Origin of the sequence: Bradyrhizobium sp. 44, assembly GCF_023073095.1 — a bacterium.
GTDB lineage: Bacteria > Pseudomonadota > Alphaproteobacteria > Rhizobiales > Xanthobacteraceae > Bradyrhizobium.
The window spans coordinates 71,103-87,404 of sequence record NZ_JADPIY010000038.1 but is presented as its reverse complement, the minus strand read 5'-3'; the positions used below and the strand labels follow the sequence as shown (position 1 = coordinate 87,404).

Annotated in this window: 16 protein-coding genes; 4 read left to right on the top strand and 12 right to left on the bottom strand. The window is 64.3% G+C overall.

Going from position 1 to position 16,302, the window contains the following annotated elements:
* Positions 1-36: 36 nt before the first annotated feature.
* Genes IVB41_RS33135 through glpD form a run of 5 tightly spaced genes read right to left on the bottom strand, consistent with a single transcriptional unit; the run spans position 37 to position 5,529 of the window.
* On the bottom strand, positions 37-843 hold the full coding sequence (locus IVB41_RS33135) for a carbohydrate ABC transporter permease (protein ID WP_018454979.1): 807 nt from the start codon (positions 841-843) through the stop codon (positions 37-39).
* The gene (locus IVB41_RS33130) at positions 843-1,745 is read right to left on the bottom strand and encodes a carbohydrate ABC transporter permease (protein ID WP_007595151.1); all 903 of its coding nucleotides are present in this window, start codon (positions 1,743-1,745) and stop codon (positions 843-845) included. The genes IVB41_RS33135 and IVB41_RS33130 overlap by 1 nt, the downstream gene beginning before the upstream one ends.
* Complete coding sequence (locus tag IVB41_RS33125) at positions 1,745-2,830, bottom strand: ABC transporter ATP-binding protein (protein WP_027568538.1); 1,086 nt, start codon at positions 2,828-2,830, stop codon at positions 1,745-1,747. Before IVB41_RS33125 ends, IVB41_RS33130 begins: the two co-directional genes overlap by 1 nt.
* Before the next feature lie 12 nt (positions 2,831-2,842).
* Positions 2,843-3,982, bottom strand: coding sequence for an ABC transporter ATP-binding protein (locus IVB41_RS33120; RefSeq protein ID WP_247438758.1), 1,140 nt, complete (start codon positions 3,980-3,982; stop codon positions 2,843-2,845).
* The gene (gene glpD, locus IVB41_RS33115; RefSeq protein WP_247438755.1) at positions 3,979-5,529 is read right to left on the bottom strand and encodes a glycerol-3-phosphate dehydrogenase; all 1,551 of its coding nucleotides are present in this window, start codon (positions 5,527-5,529) and stop codon (positions 3,979-3,981) included. The genes IVB41_RS33120 and glpD overlap by 4 nt, the downstream gene beginning before the upstream one ends.
* 231 nt (positions 5,530-5,760) lie before the next feature.
* Between glpD and IVB41_RS33110 the strand changes: the two genes are divergently transcribed.
* On the top strand, positions 5,761-6,042 hold the full coding sequence (locus IVB41_RS33110) for a type II toxin-antitoxin system Phd/YefM family antitoxin (RefSeq protein WP_247439125.1): 282 nt from the start codon (positions 5,761-5,763) through the stop codon (positions 6,040-6,042).
* On the top strand, positions 6,039-6,464 hold the full coding sequence (locus IVB41_RS33105; RefSeq protein WP_247438753.1) for a type II toxin-antitoxin system VapC family toxin: 426 nt from the start codon (positions 6,039-6,041) through the stop codon (positions 6,462-6,464). The genes IVB41_RS33110 and IVB41_RS33105 overlap by 4 nt, the downstream gene beginning before the upstream one ends.
* Before the next feature lie 2 nt (positions 6,465-6,466).
* Here IVB41_RS33105 and IVB41_RS33100 read toward each other — a convergent pair whose 3' ends face one another.
* Entirely contained in the window at positions 6,467-7,309 is an 843-nt protein-coding gene (locus IVB41_RS33100; RefSeq protein ID WP_247291332.1) for a DeoR/GlpR family DNA-binding transcription regulator, read from the bottom strand.
* A 90-nt stretch (positions 7,310-7,399) separates the two neighbouring features.
* Positions 7,400-8,074, bottom strand: a complete 675-nt coding sequence (locus IVB41_RS33095) for an HAD family phosphatase (RefSeq protein ID WP_027568532.1) — start codon at positions 8,072-8,074, stop codon at positions 7,400-7,402.
* Positions 8,075-8,228: 154 nt separating this feature from the next.
* On the opposite strand from IVB41_RS33095, the gene IVB41_RS33090 reads away from it, so the two are divergent.
* On the top strand, positions 8,229-8,705 hold the full coding sequence (locus tag IVB41_RS33090; RefSeq protein ID WP_027516360.1) for a nuclear transport factor 2 family protein: 477 nt from the start codon (positions 8,229-8,231) through the stop codon (positions 8,703-8,705).
* 363 nt (positions 8,706-9,068) lie between these two features.
* On the top strand, positions 9,069-9,464 hold the full coding sequence (locus tag IVB41_RS33085) for a nuclear transport factor 2 family protein (RefSeq protein ID WP_247438751.1): 396 nt from the start codon (positions 9,069-9,071) through the stop codon (positions 9,462-9,464).
* A 224-nt stretch (positions 9,465-9,688) separates the two neighbouring features.
* Here the strand turns inward: IVB41_RS33085 and IVB41_RS33080 are convergent, their stop codons facing one another.
* The 5 genes from IVB41_RS33080 to IVB41_RS33060 all read right to left on the bottom strand — a co-directional run bounded on the left by IVB41_RS33080 (position 9,689) and on the right by IVB41_RS33060 (position 16,206).
* A complete protein-coding gene (locus IVB41_RS33080; protein WP_007595173.1) occupies positions 9,689-9,880 on the bottom strand; it encodes a hypothetical protein in 192 nt (63 codons plus the stop codon).
* 215 nt (positions 9,881-10,095) lie between these two features.
* Positions 10,096-10,506, bottom strand: coding sequence for an acyl-CoA thioesterase (locus IVB41_RS33075; protein ID WP_027568529.1), 411 nt, complete (start codon positions 10,504-10,506; stop codon positions 10,096-10,098).
* A gap of 51 nt (positions 10,507-10,557) precedes the next feature.
* Positions 10,558-12,654 carry a 3-hydroxyacyl-CoA dehydrogenase NAD-binding domain-containing protein gene (locus tag IVB41_RS33070; protein WP_247438749.1) on the bottom strand — a complete coding sequence of 699 codons (2,097 nt, stop codon included), beginning with the start codon at positions 12,652-12,654 and terminating at the stop codon, positions 10,558-10,560.
* Between the two features lies 1 nt (position 12,655).
* Positions 12,656-13,939: an acetyl-CoA C-acetyltransferase gene (locus tag IVB41_RS33065; protein WP_247438747.1), complete on the bottom strand. Its 1,284-nt coding sequence runs from the start codon at positions 13,937-13,939 to the stop codon at positions 12,656-12,658.
* Positions 13,939-16,206: an acyl-CoA dehydrogenase gene (locus IVB41_RS33060; RefSeq protein ID WP_247438746.1), complete on the bottom strand. Its 2,268-nt coding sequence runs from the start codon at positions 16,204-16,206 to the stop codon at positions 13,939-13,941. The genes IVB41_RS33065 and IVB41_RS33060 overlap by 1 nt, the downstream gene beginning before the upstream one ends.
* Positions 16,207-16,302 lie beyond the last annotated feature (96 nt).

Genomic DNA, 16,302 nt, shown 5'->3' with positions numbered 1-16,302 from the left:
AAACCGGTTTCCACTTTTCGGGATCATGCGCATCTCCTAGACCCGACCGAGCGCGAAACCGCTCGCGATGTAATTGCGGACGAACCAGATCACGAGTGCGCCCGGGATGATCGTCAGCACGCCGGCCGCAGCCAGCAGGCCCCAGTCCATGCCCGCGGCCGACACCGTGCGCGTCATGATCGCCGCGATCGGCTTGGCCGAGACCGAGGTCAGCGTGCGCGCGAGCAGCAGCTCGACCCAGGAGAACATGAAGCAGAAGAAGGCGGCGACGCCGATGCCGCTCGCAATCAAGGGCACCAGGATCTTGATGAAGAAGCGCGGGAAGGAATAGCCGTCGAGGAAAGCGGTCTCGTCGATCTCGCGCGGCACGCCGGAGACGAAGCCTTCCAGGATCCACACCGCCAGCGGGACGTTGAAGATGCAGTGCGCGAGCGCGACCGCCCAGGGCGTATCGAACAGCCCGATCGCCGAATAGAGGTTGAAGAACGGCAGTGCATAAACCGCGGCCGGCGCCATGCGGTTCGACAGCAGCCAGAAGAACAGATGCTTGTCGCCGAGGAAGCGGTAGCGCGAGAACGCGTAGGCCGCCGGCAGCGCCACCGAGATCGAGATGATGGTGTTGAGGACGACATATTCCAGCGAGTTGATATAGCCGGAATACCAGCTCTCGTCGGTGAAGATGCGCTTGTAGTGCTGGAGCGTCGGGGCGTGCGGCCACAGCGTCATCGTCGAGACGATCTCGGCGTTGGTCTTGAAGCTCATGTTGACGAGCCAGTAGATCGGCAACAGCAGGAAGATCAAAAACAGCGCCATGATGAGACGACGGCCGGGGATCGAATGCATCACACGGCTCCTTCATGCGATTTCCGGTCGGCGCCGGCATTGGTCATGACGGTGTAGAAGATCCAGCAGACGATCAGGATGATGAGGTTGTAGACCAGCGACAGCGCGGCGGCCTTGCCGAGGTCGAACTGGCCGAGCGCGATCTTGACCAGCTCGATCGACACGAAGGTCGTCGAGTTGCCGGGCCCGCCGCCCGTCACCACGAACGGCTCGGTGTAGATCATGAAACTGTCCATGAAGCGCAGCAGCACCGCGATCAGCAGCACGCGGTTCATCTTGGGCAGCTGGATCGCCTTGAACACCGCCCAGCGCGAGGCGCCGTCGATCTGCGCCGCCTGGTAATACGCTTCCGGAATCGACTTCAGGCCGGCGTAGCAGAGCAGCGCGACCAGGCTGGTCCAGTGCCAGACGTCCATCACGATGACGGTGACCCAGGCGTCGATGTCGTTGGAGACGTAATTGTAATCGATGCCGATGGCATTGAGGACATAACCGAGCAGGCCGATGTCGGGCCGGCCGAAGATCTGCCAGATCGTGCCGACCACGTTCCACGGGATCAGCAACGGCAGCGCGAGGATGACGAGGCAGGCTGCAACCGTCCAGCCCTGGCGCGGCATCGACAGCGCGACGACGATGCCGAGCGGCACCTCGATCGCGAGGATCACCAGCGAGAAGAACAGATTGCGGCCAAGCGAAGCGAGGAAGCGGCCGCCGAGGTCGGTCGAAGGATCGAGCAGCTCCTTGAACCAGCCGACACCGTTCCAGAAGAACTGGTTGTTGCCGAAGGTATCCTGCATCGAATAGTTCACCACCGTCATCAGCGGCAGCACTGCCGAGAAGGCGACGACCAGGAACACCGGCAGCACCAGGAACCAGGCTTTTTGGTTGACGGTCTTGTCCATCAGGCGGCTCCCTCCACCAGAAGGCTGTCGGCATAGACGTGGACGTGCGACGGATCGAATTTCAGGCCGGCCGTGCCGTCCGGGCTGGTGAAGCCGGCCGGTGCGCGGGCCGCGAGTTTTGCGTCACCGAGCCGCGCACGCGCGAAGCGAATGCGGCCGAGGTCGTCGACGCGTTCGATCTTCGCACTGAGCAGGCCGGGCGCAGGCGCGACGGCCTCAACGAATTCCGGACGGACACCGATCTCGATCTTCGCGCCATCAGGCAGCTTGTCGTAGCTGCGGTTGAGCGCGATCACATGACCGCCGATCCTGGCCTCACGGCCCCTCACCTCGGCCGGCAGGATGTTCATGCCGGGCGAGCCGATGAAATAGCCGACGAAGGTGTGCGCCGGCTTGTCGAACAGCTCGGCCGGCGTGCCGCTCTGCACCACGCGGCCGTCATGCATGACCACCACGGTGTCGGCGAAGGTCAGCGCCTCGGTCTGGTCGTGGGTGACGTAGATCATCGTCAGGTCGAGCTCGCGATGCAGCGCCTTCAGCTTGGAGCGGAGCTGCCATTTCAGCTCGGGGTCGATCACGGTGAGCGGCTCGTCGAACAGCACGGCGGCGACGTCGGAGCGAACGAGGCCACGGCCGAGCGAGATCTTCTGCTTGGCATCGGCCGTGAGCCGCGTCGCCTTGCGGTTCAGATAGGGCTCGAGGTCGAGCAGGCGGCCGATCTCGGCGACGCGCTTGTCGATCTCGGCCTTCGGCACGCCACGGTTCTTCAGAGGGAACGCCAAATTCTGCCCCACCGTCATGGTGTCGTAGATCACCGGAAACTGGAACACCTGGGCGATGTTGCGCTTCTGGGTTGACAGCGGTGTGATGTCCTCGCCGTCGAACAGGATTTTCCCCCGCGACGGGGTGATGATGCCGGAGATGACGTTGAGCAGCGTGGTCTTGCCGCAGCCGGACGGCCCGAGCAGCGCATAGGCGCCGCCCTGCCGCCAAGTCATGGTGACGGGCTTCAGCGCAAAACTGTCCTGCGGCGCATCATTGCCGCCGTAGGAGTGCGCGAGATCGACGAGGTCAATGCGGGCCATGTCGCATCCCCCTCAGGCTTTTTTCTTTGACGCGTTTTCTTCACGCGAACCGCTCGGCACTTCGCTTAAAAACGCTATGGGACCGGGCGCTGCGACCAGGCGGTCGCCAGCGTCGAACACGAAAACGTCGTTGGGATCGAGCACGGCATCAATGGTCTGGCCGGGCTCGAACTCGTGCACGCCGTGCAGCACCGCCACCCAATTCGATCCGTCGCGGGTCAGATGCACGAAACTCTCCGAACCGGTGATCTCGGTCACCGTTACCGTGGCATGGAAGGCGTGGCGGTCAGTCTCGCCATTGGCAAGCGCGAGCTGATGGGCGCGAAATCCGACGCGATAGGCGCCGTCCGCGAGCGAGGAATAGAGACCGGACGCCGGCGCGGCAATGCCGCCCGCATATTGCACGGAACCGTTCTTCTTCTCGATGCCGACGAGGTTGAGCGGCGGATCGGAGAACACCTGCGCGACGCGCAAGGTCTGCGGGCGGCGGTAGACCTTCGGCGTCTCGCCGATCTGGAGCGCCTCTCCCTGCCACATGCACACAGTGTTGCCGCCGAGCAGCAGCGCCTCGGTCGGCTCGGTGGTGGCATAGACGAAGATCGCGCCGGATGCCTCGAAGATGCGCGGCAGCTCGGTGCGCAGCTCCTCGCGCAGCTTGTAGTCGAGATTGGCGAGCGGCTCGTCGAGCAGCACGAGGTCGGCGCCCTTCACCAGCGCGCGCGCCATCGCAGTTCGCTGCTGCTGGCCGCCGGAAAGCTGGAGCGGCGTGCGCTTCAGGAACGGCTCGAGCCTGAGCAGCCGGGCGGCTTCCGCGACACGCGCCTCGATCTCGGCGCGCGGCTTGCCCTGCACGCGCAAAGGCGAGGCGATGTTCTCGTAGACCGTGAGCGAAGGATAATTGATGAACTGCTGATAGACCATCGCGACCGAGCGCTGGCGCACGTCGACACCGGTGACGTCCTTGCCATTGACCAGCAGCTTGCCCGATGTCGGCTTGTCCAGGCCAGCGAGCAGCCGCATGATCGAGGTCTTGCCCGACAGCGTCGGCCCGAGCAGCACGTTGAGCGTGCCGCTCTCGAGCGTCAGCGAGACGTCGCGGATATGTGGGATACCGTCGACAGTCCGGGTCACGTGATCGAGTGTGACGGTCATGAGCGTCCTCCGGCTTCCAGCAGGGGACTTTGCTGTACGGCGTGGGTCCTGATCCAGTCGTCCAGCGCCGCGATCTCGTCGGCACTTAGTCGCAGGCCGAGCTTGGAACGGCGCCAGACGACGTCGTCGGCGGTAACGGCCCATTCGTTGGCCATGAGATAGCGGACTTCGCGCTCGGTCAGCGTCGCGCCGAAGGCCTGGCCGAGATCGGCCGCCGATTTCGCATCCCCAAGCAACTTGATCGCCCTCGTGCCATAGGCGCGCGCAAGGCGCCGCGCGTGCTCGTGGCTGAGGAAAGGATAGCCGCGCTGAAGCTCGGCGATCAGGCCGTCGACATCGGAGACGCCCATGTCGCCGCCGGGCAGCGGCCATTTGCCGGTCCAACCTTCGCGCGCTTTCGCACTGCGAAGATAGGGCGCGAGCCGTTCCAGCGCCTCCTCGGCGAGACGGCGGTAGGTCGTGATCTTGCCGCCATAGATCGACAGCAGCGGCACGCCCCCGGGCGTGTCGAGCTCGAACACATAATCGCGCGTCGCGGCCTTGGCTTCGCTGGCGCCGTCGTCGTAGAGCGGACGCACACCGGAATAGGTCCAGACCACGTCGTCAGGCGTGACAGGCTTGGCCAGATACTCGCTTGCCGCCGTGCAGAGATACTGGATCTCCTCGGCCGTCGCCTTCACCTTGGCGGGATCGCCGTCATAGTCGCGGTCGGTGGTGCCGATCAGCGTAAAATCGTCCTGATAGGGAATGACGAAGATGATGCGACCGTCGGCATTCTGGAACATGTAGGCGCGGTCGTGGTCGTAGAGCTTCTTGACCACGATGTGCGAGCCTTGCACCAGGCGCACCTTGGCTTTGGCGTTGACGCCGGCGCCGCGGCCGAGCACATCCTCGACCCAGGGACCGCCGGCATTGACCAGCGCACGGGCCTGGATCGACGAACGCGCGCCGGTCAGCGTGTCGACCATGCTGACGGTCCATGTGCCGTCGGACTGTTTGATATCCGTTGCGCGCGTACGGGTGCGGATCTCGGCGCCCTTATCGGCGGCATCGCGCGCGTTGAGCACGACGAGGCGGGCGTCGTCGACGAAGCAGTCGGAATATTCGAACGCGCGACCGTAGCGGTTCGGGATCAGCGGGCGGCCGACCTCGTCACGCCCAAGGTCGACCGAGCGCGTCGCCGGCAACAAATGACGGCCGCCGATGTGGTCATAGAGGAAGAGGCCGAGGCGCAGCAGCCAGGCCGGCCGCAGGCCCGCATGGTGCGGCAAAACGAAACGCAGGGGGCGAATGATATGGGGCGCGATGCCCCAGAGAATCTCGCGCTCGATCAGCGCCTCGCGGACCAGCCGGAACTCGTAATATTCGAGATAGCGCAGGCCGCCATGCACCAGCTTGGTCGACCAGGACGACGTCCCGCTTGCCAGATCGTTCATTTCGCACAGGAAAACCGTGTTGCCACGGCCCACCGCGTCGCGCGCGATGCCGCAGCCGTTAACACCGCCTCCGATAATGGCGAGGTCGAAAATACGCTCCAACAGACGCATCCCCCGGCGACCGCCCGTTCAATCGAGCGGCTACTTTCGCTTTTGATTAGATCACACCGGAAAACGAAAGCAAGATGAAAGAGAGGAGGAAGGAAATGAAAGCGGAACTTCTAAGCGGGCACAGGGGCGTGGAAATGGGCAGTTCAAGAGAGCATTCGAACAGCTTTATTGCTCTTGAATAGTCGTCGATGGTCATTATTAGTTACGATAGTCATATTGGTCATCATCGGCATGACAGAAAACAGCACTGCACCAGACTCACCCGCGACTGACTCGTGGACGCTTGCCAACGCCAAGGCCCGGCTATCCGAGGTGATCGACCGTGCTCAAGCCGGCCCGCAAATCATCACCCGACACGGCAAGCCCAATGCGGTGATCGTTTCTGCCGAGGAATGGGCGCGCAAGACGGCACGTAAAGGTACCTTGGCCGAATTCCTGCTGGCTTCGCCGCTGCGCAGCGCCGACCTCGAGCTTGAACGCGTGCACGACGCGCCGCACGACGAGCTGCCGTGAATCTATTGCTCGACACCAACGTGTTGTCGGAGGTCCAGAGGCCGGCCCCTTCGCCGAAAGTCCTGTCCTGGCTTGATACGATCGACGAGGATCGTGCGTTCATCAGCGTGGCATCGATCGCCGAGCTTCGCCGCGGCATCGCATTGCTGGAGGACGGCCGTCGGCGCGCAGCACTGGCCGCCTGGCTTGCCCACGATCTGCCGGAGCGTTTTGCCGGGCGTACCCTGTCGATCGACCACGCGGCGGCCGAACGCTGGGGTGACCTGATGGCTCAGAGCCGCAGAAGCGGCGTCGCATTGTCTGTCATGGACGGCTTCTTTGCCGCGACCGCTCTCGCGAACAACCTCATGCTCGTCACGCACAATGTGAAGGATTTCGCGGTGTTCGGCGTGCCGCTGCTGAACCCGTGGGACGACCCATAGTCCTACCTCAGCCGCACCACCGGCGCGGCCTCGGGCGCTTCTTGTATCTCGCCTTGGGCCTCATCGACATCGGCCCCCTTCGGCATCGCCGCCATCACCTCGATGCCCTTGCCGTGGCAGATGGTGGCGAGGCGCTCGGGCAATTCCTGGTCGGTGACGAAGGTCTGGATCTGGCTGATATGTGCGATGCGCACCGGCGCGCTGCGGCGGAGCTTGGTCGAGTCCGCGACCAGCATGACGCTGCGGGCGTTGGCGATGATGGCCTGCGCAACCTGCACCTCGCGATAGTCGAAGTCGAGCAGCGCGCCCTCCTCGTCGATCGCGGACGCCCCGATGATGGCGTAGTCGACCTTGAACTGGCCGATCAGCTGCGTTGCGGTCGAGCCGACCACCGCACCGTCGGCGCGTCGTACCGTGCCGCCGGCGACCACCACCTCGATGCGGGGATGGCGGTAGAGCAGCATGGCGACGTTCAGATTGTTGGTGATGACGAGGAGGTCCTCGTGCGAGGTCAGCGCGCTCGCGACCTCCTCGGTCGTGGTGCCGATGTTGATGAAGAGCGAGCAGCCGTTCGGGATCAGGGAGGCGGCCGCAGCTCCGATCGCCTTCTTCTCGTCCGCGGCGACGAAGCGCCGCGCCTCATAGGCGAGGTTTTCGACGCCGGAGGCGATGATGGCGCCGCCATGGATACGGGTCAGTGAGCGGCGCTCGCACAGATCGTTGAGATCCTTGCGGATGGTCTGCGCCGAAACCTCGAACCGGCGCGCCAGCTCATCGACCATGACGCGGCCCGAGGCCCGCGCGATGTTGAGGATTTCGGCTTGGCGATGGGTCAGTCCGGTCACGGCGATGGCCTCAAGTCAGGAAGCTGCATGGTGCGGCGGTTCGCGCGTTCGGTCAATGCGCGCGCCGATCACGGTTAACGGACGAGGTCTTCACCACGCCATCGCAGCGGCGAGACGCGTCAGCAGGTCCGGATCGTCGAAGGCGCTGGCGGAGGCGATAGCCCCGGCGGCGACGAGATCAGCATGGCTGAGGCTGGTCCGGATGCCGATGGTCGGAATGCCGGCCGCCGCAGCCGACTGCACGCCGGTGCGGGAGTCCTCGAACGCGATCGAGGCCATCGCGCTGGCGCCGGCAAAGCGCAACCCTTCCTGATAAGGCAGCGGATGCGGCTTGCCGTGCAACAGCTCGGCGCCGATCACGAGCGCCTTGAAGCGGTCCGTGATGCCGAGGCCGGACAGCAGCAGCTCCGCATTCAGCCGCGGGGCGTTGGTTACCGCAACCATGGGAATACCGGCCGCATCCGCCCTGTCGAGCAGCGCCATCAGGCCCGGCAGCGGCTCGATCTGCCCGGCGACGAGTTCGCGGAAGACTTCCTCCTTCTCATCGAGGATCAAGGCACGCCGTTCCGGCGCCTCGTCGGGCAGAAAGCGCTCGCCGATCGCTATATTCGCGAAGCCTTGCAGCTCCCTGGAGAAGCGCGCGTGATCGAAGACATGGCCGCGAGGGCCGAGCACCTGGTTGAAGGCCTTCAGGTGCAGCGGATCGGTGTTGGCGAGCGTACCGTCGATGTCGAACAGCAACGCCCTGCCGATAGCCTCGATCATGTCCGTACTTTCCCGAATAGATGACGCATCAATACGAAAGCCGTATCAATACAGCGCCAATCGCGCAATGACGCACGTGCATGACCACTACGCGACACTCGACAAAGTCGCGCGCGGCTGCAACACTCCGTGCAAGATCAAAAAGGAGGAAACAATGACGATCAACCGACGCGATCTGGCTCTCTCGACTCTTGCCGTCCCAGCTCTTGCCGTCTCCACGCTTGCAGTTTCAGCGCTCACGACACCGGTGCTGGCGGCCTCGGCGGACGAGGAAGCCGTAGCGAAGAAGGTCGAGGCGTTCCGTCTCGCCCAGATCGCGGCCGATCCCAAGGCGCTCGGCGCACTCTGCGCCGACGAGGTGAGCTACAGCCATTCCAGCGGCAAGGTCGAGGACAAGGCGACCTTCGTCGCCAACGCCACCGACGGCAAATCCAAATTCCTGTCGATCGAATACAAGGACCCGACCATCAAGGTCGTCGGCCCCGCTGCGATCGTGCGTTTCCACTGGGTGGCGGAACAGGAGATGGCGGCCGATGGGAAAAAAGTGCCGACCAACCTTCACATCCTGATGAACTGGCAGAAGCAGGGCGACGACTGGAAGCTGCTCTCGCGGGCGGCGACGAAGTTGTGATTGCGGCTTATCCCTCTCCCCTTGTGGGAGAGGGTGGCTCGCCGCAGAGCGGCGAGACGGGTGAGGGGTATGCTTCCGCGAGCGCACCTCTCACAATTGAATTCGGCGAAACAACCCCTCATCCGGCGCCAGAGCCGAAGCCTCGCTTCGGCGTCTTCTTAAGAACGACCGCTGGAGGCGGCCTACGCCACCTTCTCCAACAAGGGAAGGAAAGTGCAGGAGCACCAGGGACTGCAAAAAATTCCGACCACGCTTTGCGCGTCAGAAATCGCTCCGCCTGGCGCAATGCAGCGTATTGCGACCTGATGCTCGACAAAATCAAGTGCGGCTGCAACAGTGGACGCAAGATCAAGGACGAAGGATATGACGACATTGAATCGCGATCATGCTGCCACGACAGACCACGAGGCGGTGGCAAAGAACGTCGAGGCATTTCGCCTCGCCCAGATCGCGGCCGATCCGAAGGCGCTCAGCGCGCTGTGCTCGGACGATCTGAGCTACAGCCATTCCAGCGGCTTCCTTGAGGACAAGGCGGCCTTCGTCGCCAACGCCACCGACGGCAAAACGGAATTCCTGTCGATTACGTACAAGGATCCGACCATCAAGATCGTCGGCCCCGCCGCGATCGTTCGCTTCCACTGGCTGGCCGAGATGATGACCGGCGGACAAAAAGTAACAAACAGCCTTTACATCCTGATGAACTGGCAGAAGCAGGGCGAGGACTGGAAGCTGTTGTCGCGGGAAGCAACGAAGTTGTGATTGCGGCTTATCCCTCTCCCCTTGTGGGAGAGGGTGGCTCGCCGCAGAGCGGCGAGACGGGTGAGGGGTATGCTTCCGCGAGCGCACCTCTCACAATTGAATTCGGCGAAACAACCCCTCATCCGGCGCTTCGCGCCACCTCCTCCCACAAGGGGAGAAGGAAGGACAGTTGTCGGCAAAAGATTCCGACCACGCTTAGCGCGCCCCGAAATGACAGGCGGGAATTATGCCGCTTCCTTCACATCACCGTTAACCAGCTTGCGCGCGGCGCGCTCGGCTTCGCGGGCGTTGCGGAAGAGCTGGCCTTCGAGACGATTGAAGCGGTTGGATGAGGCGAAAAAGCAGTAGCCTCCCTGGGAACGAACGACGATACCTGCGGTCTGCGAATCGACTTCGATGATGTAGCTGTCCGGCATGGTCCGTGGATTCCTCAGTGCGGGCAAATAACGGCAGTTCCGCCCAAAGGTTCCTGGGCATTTTGACGCCGTTTCCGCCCCGGATCGACACGCGATTGAGTAAGCCGGGACCTCATCCGTTTTATGACTGGTTCTTGGCAAAGCCGCGGCGGCGGGACTCAGTCGCGCCGCGTTTGGCGGCGCCGCACTGAGATGAGGCGCAACGCCGCGTGCGATTACGTCGCGATGGTGGTGTCGGCCGGGCGAACCGGCTGCGGGCGGCCGTGCTCGTCGATCGACACGTAGGTGAAGTTGCCGTCGGTGACGAGGAACGGTTGCTGCTCGCCGCGGCGTAGCGCCCACGCTTCCAGATGCACGGTGATGGACGTGCGCCCGACGCGAACGAGGTGGGCGTGGACCGAAACGAGATCGCCGACATAGACGGCCTTGCGAAAATTCATCGCCTCGATGGCGACGGTCACCGTGCGCGACTTTGCGACCTTTGACGCAAACACGCCGCCGCCGACGTCCATCTGGCTGAGCAGCCAGCCGCCGAAGATGTCGCCGTTTGCGTTGGTGTCGGCAGGCATTGCCAGCGTGCGGATGCAGAGATCGCCGCCCGGCCCGGCATTGGCTTGCTCGTTCATGCCGCTCTCACTTGAAGATTCCTCACTTGAGGATTGCTCACTTGAAACTGCTCACGTGAAATTGTCCCAGCCCGGATCCGGCGCAAAGCGCTCGCCGAATCTCCCGGCCAGTGCGCGCAAGGTGGATACGACATGATCCACGCCACGCGTGCGCGCATAGTTCAACGGACCGCCACGGAACGGTGCATAACCGGTGCCGAAGATCATGGCGCCATCGACCAGGTCGGCATCATCGACGATCCCCTCGCGAAGCGCCGCAACGCAGACGTTGGACATCGGCAGCACCAGACGGTCGATCATCTGGTCGGTGACGCGCGGACTAGTCTCGGGCAACGGCGCCTTCTCGGCCTTGCCGTCGCGCCAGACGTAAAAGCCCTTGCCGGTCTTGCGGCCGAGCTCGCCCTTGGCGACCTTCTCGCGCAGCCACGCCGGCGTCGGCGGCAGCAGATCGCCGAACTTGCCGCGCAGCATGTCGCCGACGTCGAGACAAATGTCGAGCCCGACCTGGTCTGCCAGTTCGATCGGCCCCATCGGCATGCCGAACTGCTCCGCGGCGGCGTCGATCAGGCGCTGGTCGATCTTCTCGTCCAGCATCACCATCGCTTCCAGCATGTAGGGCGTCAGCGCGCGGTTGACGAGGAAGCCCGGCGAGCTCTTCACCGACAATGGCAGCCGATCGATCGCGCCGACGAAGGCGCGTGCCTCCTTCAGCACCTGCGTGTCGTTACCGTCATGGCTGACGACTTCGACCAGCTGCAACCGCGACACCGGGTTGAAGAAGTGGAGGCCGACCAGCCGCTCCGGACGCGCCAGCGTCGTGCGCAAATCCTGGAGCGGAATGCTCGACGTGTTGGTCGCGAGAATTGCGCCCGGCTTCATCCGCGGCTCGATACCGGCATAGACCTTCTGCTTCAGCTCGAGCTTCTCCGGGACCGCCTCGATGATGAGATCGGCGTTGCGGACGCCCTCCCCGTCGATGTCCGGGATCAGGCGATCGAGCGCGTCGCGCACATCGGTCGGCTTGCGGATGATCTTGCCGTAGAGCTCCGCGGCGCGCTTGACGGCGCCCGCAATCGGCTCCGCCTTCATGTCGGCGAGCGAGACGCGCAGCCCCTGCCCCGCGCACCAGGCCGCGATGTCGCCGCCCATGGCTCCGGCGCCGATGACGTGGACATGCTTGATCGTGTTGCCGGAGCCCGCCGCCTTCTTCATCTGCTCGCGCAGGAAGAACACGCGGATCAAATTCTGCGCGGTCGGCGTCACCATCAGCTTGGCGAACGAGGCCTGCTCTGCCCTGAGCATCGCGGCCTTGCTGCCGCCATGGGTCTCCCAGAGATCGATTAGTGCATAAGGCGCAGGATAATGTTCGCGGGACGCGGCCTTCGCCGCCTCCGATCGCATCCGTCTGGCCAGCAGCCCGCGCACCGGGCCGAAATTCGCCGCACGCGTCAGAAAGCCCGGCCGCACCCGCTTGAGGCGGCCGAACAGCGCATCCTTGACGGCATTGCGAACGTGGCGCTCCTGCGTCACGGTGTCGACGAGGCCGAGCGATTTGGCGCGGCGGGCATCGATGGTGCGGCCGGTCAGCATCAAGGCCATCGACTGGGTCGGATTGACCAGCGCGGGGAAACGCGCGGTGCCGCCGAGGCCGGGATGCAGGCCCAGCATCACCTCAGGGAAGCCGAAGCGCGCGCCATCGATCGCGATGCGCGATTGGCAAGCGAGCGCAACTTCGAGCCCGCCGCCGAGGCAGAAGCCGTGGATCACCGCGACTGTCGGCAGCTTCAGCGCTTCCAGGTGGTCGACCACCGCGTGGGCGGCGCGGATCCGCGTCTCCACCATCCCGGCATCATCGGCACCGCGAAATTCGTTGACGTCGGCGCCCGCGATGAAGCCGGACGGTTTTGCGGAGCGGATCACGAGGCCGGCCGGACGCTCGGTCTCAATCGCCGCCAACACGGCGTCGAACTCCTCCATCACGTCCGGGGACAGCGTATTGGTGCTAGAGTCAGTGCGATCGAACAGCAGCCAGGCGACGCCGTCGGCGTCGCGCGTCAGCTTGAAGTGCTTGTAGGGACTATCGGCAGCGGGCTTGGGCCCGAGCTCCATCACGCGGTCGCCGAGCGCGGTCATGATCTTGGAATCCATATCACACCGCCTCGATCAGCATGGCGCCGCCGAGCCCGCCGCCGATGCATTCGGTGGCAACGCCGCGCCGCGTGCCGAGCCGCTTCATGGTGTTGACGAGATGCAGCACGATGCGGTTTCCGGAGGTGCCGACGGGATGCCCGAGCGAGATAGCGCCGCCATCGACATTGACTTTTTCGCGGTCGATCTCGCCGGCAGCGCCATCGAGTCCCAAAATCTCGCGGCAGAATTTGTCGTCATTCCAGGCGGCGAGGCAGCCGAGCACTTGGGTGGCAAACGCCTCATTGAGCTCCCAGGTCTGGACGTCCTGAATGGTGAGATCGTTGCGCTTCAGCAGCGGCGTCGCCGACATCACGGGACCGAGACCCATGATGCTTGGATCAAGTGCGGCCCAGTTGCTGTCGACGATGACCGCCTTCGGCGTCAGCCTGTGCTTGGCGACTGCTTCGTCGGACGCCAGGATCACCCAGGACGCGCCGTCGGTGATCTGCGAGGAATTGCCGGCCGTGACCTGGCCCCAGGGACGCTCGAACACCGGCCTCAGCTTGGCAAGCTTCTCGGCCGTCGAGTCCGGACGCACGCCATCATCATGGTCGAGGAATTTTCCGTCGCGGGAGAACGCGGTTTCGACTTCGCCCTTGAGAAAACCTTCCGCCTGCGCATGCGCGAGCCGGCGATGGCTCTCGGCGGCATAGGCATCGGACTGCGCGCGGGTGATGCCGAAGAGATGGCCGACGACTTCGGCCGTCTGGCCCATGTTCAAATCGGTAATGGGATCGGTCAGCCCGCGTTCCAGGCCGATGATCGGCTTGAGATAGCGCGGCCGCAGCTTGAAGGCTGCGGCAAGCTTCGCGGCAACGCCCTTGGCGGTGGCGAGGCCGGCGAACCAGCGCACGCCGGAATTGGGCCAGACCAGCGGCGCGTGGCTCAAAGCCTCGGTGCCGCCGGCGAGGATCATGTCGGCATGGCCCTCGCGGATGTAGCGGTAAGCGGTGTCGATCGACTGCATGCCGGATCCGCAATTGATCTGCACAGTGAACGCGACCATGTCCTCACCCATGCCGAGTCGGAGCGCGGCGACGCGGGCCGGGTTCATTTCGTCCGCGATCACGTTGACGCAGCCGAGGATGACCTGGTCGAATGTATCGGGCGAAAACGGCTGGCGCGCCAGCAGCGGCCGGCCGCATTGCACGGCGAGATCGACCGGCGTGAACGGACCGGGCCCCGAACGCGCTTTGAGAAACGGCGTCCGGCTGCCGTCGACGATGAAAACCGGTCGTGCCATCAGCTCGCCGCCCTCTGTTCACCGAGTTCCTGGAAGAACTGATGCACGTCGCCGGTTTTCTTGTAAATCGGCGACAGCGCCTCCGGCGCAAAATCGTCGACCTCTATCACCTTTGCGACCGCTTCGCGGGCCGCAGCCAGCTGCTCGCCCTCGGCCTGCGTGATCACGCCCTTGGCCACCGCATCCTTCCAGTCGCTCATATGCGCCGCGCGCATGCGCCTGGCGATGGCGTCCGTGCCTGCGACCAGGTTGAAAGCGCGCTCCAGCCGAGCGAAGCCGCCATCGTCATCGACATAAGCCAGATCAGGCGTGAGGCGGTCGCGCGCGGCCGACGGCTCCAGCACGAGGCTTGCGCATTGATGCACCACTCGGTCGGAGGGACCCAGCACGCGGGCGCCGAACGGCTGGACCACGAATTTGAGAATGCTTGCGACGAAACGGTTCGGCAGATTGGCGAGAATCTCGGCAAGCCGGTTCTCGATGGTCCGAAAGCCCGTCGCCATGCACCATTCGAGCGCGGCAAAGTCCTCCTTCTGCCGGCCCTCGTCCTGCCAGCGTTTCAGCGCGGCAGAGAGCAGATACAGCTCGGACAGGATGTCGCCGAAGCGTGCCGACAGCATCTCCTTGCGCTTGAGCGCGCCGCCGAGCGTCAGCAACGCCATATCGGCACAGAGGGCAAACGCCGCGGAGTAGCGCGAGAGCTGACGATAGAATGGCCTGGCGTCACCGGCGTCGGGTGCAAGCGCGAAGACACCAAAGCTCCAGCTCCGGCCGAACGCGCGCAACAGTGTCTCGAAGCTGTGGCCGACATGCTTCCAGAACGCCTTGTCGAAGGCGGTGAGCCCGCGCTCGCGATCGGCGTCCGCGAGCGCATTCATCTCGTCGAGCAGATAGGGATGGGCGCGGATGGCGCCTTGCCCGAACACGATGAGATTGCGGGTGAGGATATTGGCGCCCTCGACGGTGATGCCGACGGGGACGGCACGGTGGAGATTGCCGAGATAGTTTTGCGGACCGTCAATCACGGCCTTGCCACCATGGATGTCCATGGCGTCGTCGACCGCGGTGCGCATCCGCTCGGTCGCGTGCAGCTTCATGATGCCGGAGATGACGGCGGGATGGATGCCGGCATTCAGCGCGGCGCAGGTCAGCCGTCGCGCCGCGTCGAGCTGATAGGCGGTCGCGACGATGCGCGCGAGCGGCTCCTCGACGCCCTCGAATTTGGAGATGGAGATGCCGAACTGCTCGCGGATCCGGGCATAGGCGCCGGTGGTGCGGGCGGCATAAGCGGCGCCGGCGGCGGAGAGCGAGGGCAACGAGATGCCGCGGCCGGCGGCGAGCGCCGTCATCAGCATCTTCCAGCCCTGCCCCAGCCGCGCCTGGCCGCCGATGACGTAGTCGAGCGGAATGAAAACGTCGCGGCCCCAATTCGGGCCGTTCTGGAACACCTGCATCGACGGCAAATGGCGTTTGCCGATTTCGACGCCGGGAAGGTTGGTCGGGATCAGCGCCACGCTGATGCCGAGCTCCTCCTGGCTCCCCACGAGATGATCCGGGTCATAGGCCTTGAAGGCGAGGCCAAGCAGCGTGGCGACGGGACCGAGCGTGATGTAACGCTTGTGCCAGTTGAGCTTCAGACCCAGCACCTCCTGACCCTCGAAGCCGCCTTTGCAGATGACGCCGGTGTCGACCATCGAGGCGGCGTCGGAGCCGGCCTCAGGGCTGGTGAGGCCGAAGCAGGGAATGTCGCGGCCGTCGGCAAGACGCGGCAGCCAGCGCTGCTGCTGCTCCTTGGTGCCGAAGTGCATCAGGAGCTCGCCGGGGCCCAACGAGTTCGGCACCATCACCGTCACCGCGGCAGCGATCGAGCGGGTCGAGATCTTGCGCACCACTTCCGAATGCGCATAGGGCGAGAAGCCGAGGCCGCCGAACTCCTTAGGAATGATCATGCCGAAGAATTTTTCGCGCTTGATGAAGTGCCAGACATCGGGCGGCAGGTCGCGCCATTCCCAAAAGATCTTCCACTCGTCGAGCATGGCGCAGAGCTCGTCGACGGGGCCGTTGAGGAAGGCCCGCTCCTCGTCGGTCAGCGTTGCCTGCGGGACCTTGAGCAGCTTCGACCAATCGGGGTTGCCGGTGAAGAGATCGGCGTCCCACCAGACGTCGCCGGCCTCCAGCGCCTCGCGCTCGGTGTCCGACATCGCCGGCAGCACGCCACGCGCCCAGGAGAAAATCGGCTTTGTCAAAGTGTCGCGGCGGAAGCTCATGGCGGACCTCATGCATCGGCGCGGTGATCGGGCATTTTAGCGGAAAGTGGCCGGCGGCGGTGAACACTTCGCCTGCGAAAAGACGCGAATTGACGC

What these genes read in the sequence shown, in the direction of transcription:
- glpD (WP_247438755.1), bottom strand. Translation starts at nt 5,529, where the DNA reads ATGCGTCTGTTGGAGCGTATTTTCGACCTCGCCATTATCGGAGGCGGT.
- IVB41_RS33075 (WP_027568529.1), bottom strand. Translation starts at nt 10,506, where the DNA reads ATGAACGAGCAAGCCAATGCCGGGCCGGGCGGCGATCTCTGCATCCGC.
- IVB41_RS33110 (WP_247439125.1), top strand. Translation starts at nt 5,761, where the DNA reads ATGACAGAAAACAGCACTGCACCAGACTCACCCGCGACTGACTCGTGG.
- IVB41_RS33135 (WP_018454979.1), bottom strand. Translation starts at nt 843, where the DNA reads ATGCATTCGATCCCCGGCCGTCGTCTCATCATGGCGCTGTTTTTGATC.
- IVB41_RS33120 (WP_247438758.1), bottom strand. Translation starts at nt 3,982, where the DNA reads ATGACCGTCACACTCGATCACGTGACCCGGACTGTCGACGGTATCCCA.
- IVB41_RS33070 (WP_247438749.1), bottom strand. Translation starts at nt 12,654, where the DNA reads ATGGATTCCAAGATCATGACCGCGCTCGGCGACCGCGTGATGGAGCTC.
- IVB41_RS33130 (WP_007595151.1), bottom strand. Translation starts at nt 1,745, where the DNA reads ATGGACAAGACCGTCAACCAAAAAGCCTGGTTCCTGGTGCTGCCGGTG.
- IVB41_RS33090 (WP_027516360.1), top strand. Translation starts at nt 8,229, where the DNA reads ATGACGATCAACCGACGCGATCTGGCTCTCTCGACTCTTGCCGTCCCA.
- IVB41_RS33065 (WP_247438747.1), bottom strand. Translation starts at nt 13,939, where the DNA reads ATGGCACGACCGGTTTTCATCGTCGACGGCAGCCGGACGCCGTTTCTC.
- IVB41_RS33095 (WP_027568532.1), bottom strand. Translation starts at nt 8,074, where the DNA reads ATGATCGAGGCTATCGGCAGGGCGTTGCTGTTCGACATCGACGGTACG.
- IVB41_RS33125 (WP_027568538.1), bottom strand. Translation starts at nt 2,830, where the DNA reads ATGGCCCGCATTGACCTCGTCGATCTCGCGCACTCCTACGGCGGCAAT.
- IVB41_RS33085 (WP_247438751.1), top strand. Translation starts at nt 9,069, where the DNA reads ATGACGACATTGAATCGCGATCATGCTGCCACGACAGACCACGAGGCG.
- IVB41_RS33080 (WP_007595173.1), bottom strand. Translation starts at nt 9,880, where the DNA reads ATGCCGGACAGCTACATCATCGAAGTCGATTCGCAGACCGCAGGTATC.
- IVB41_RS33060 (WP_247438746.1), bottom strand. Translation starts at nt 16,206, where the DNA reads ATGAGCTTCCGCCGCGACACTTTGACAAAGCCGATTTTCTCCTGGGCG.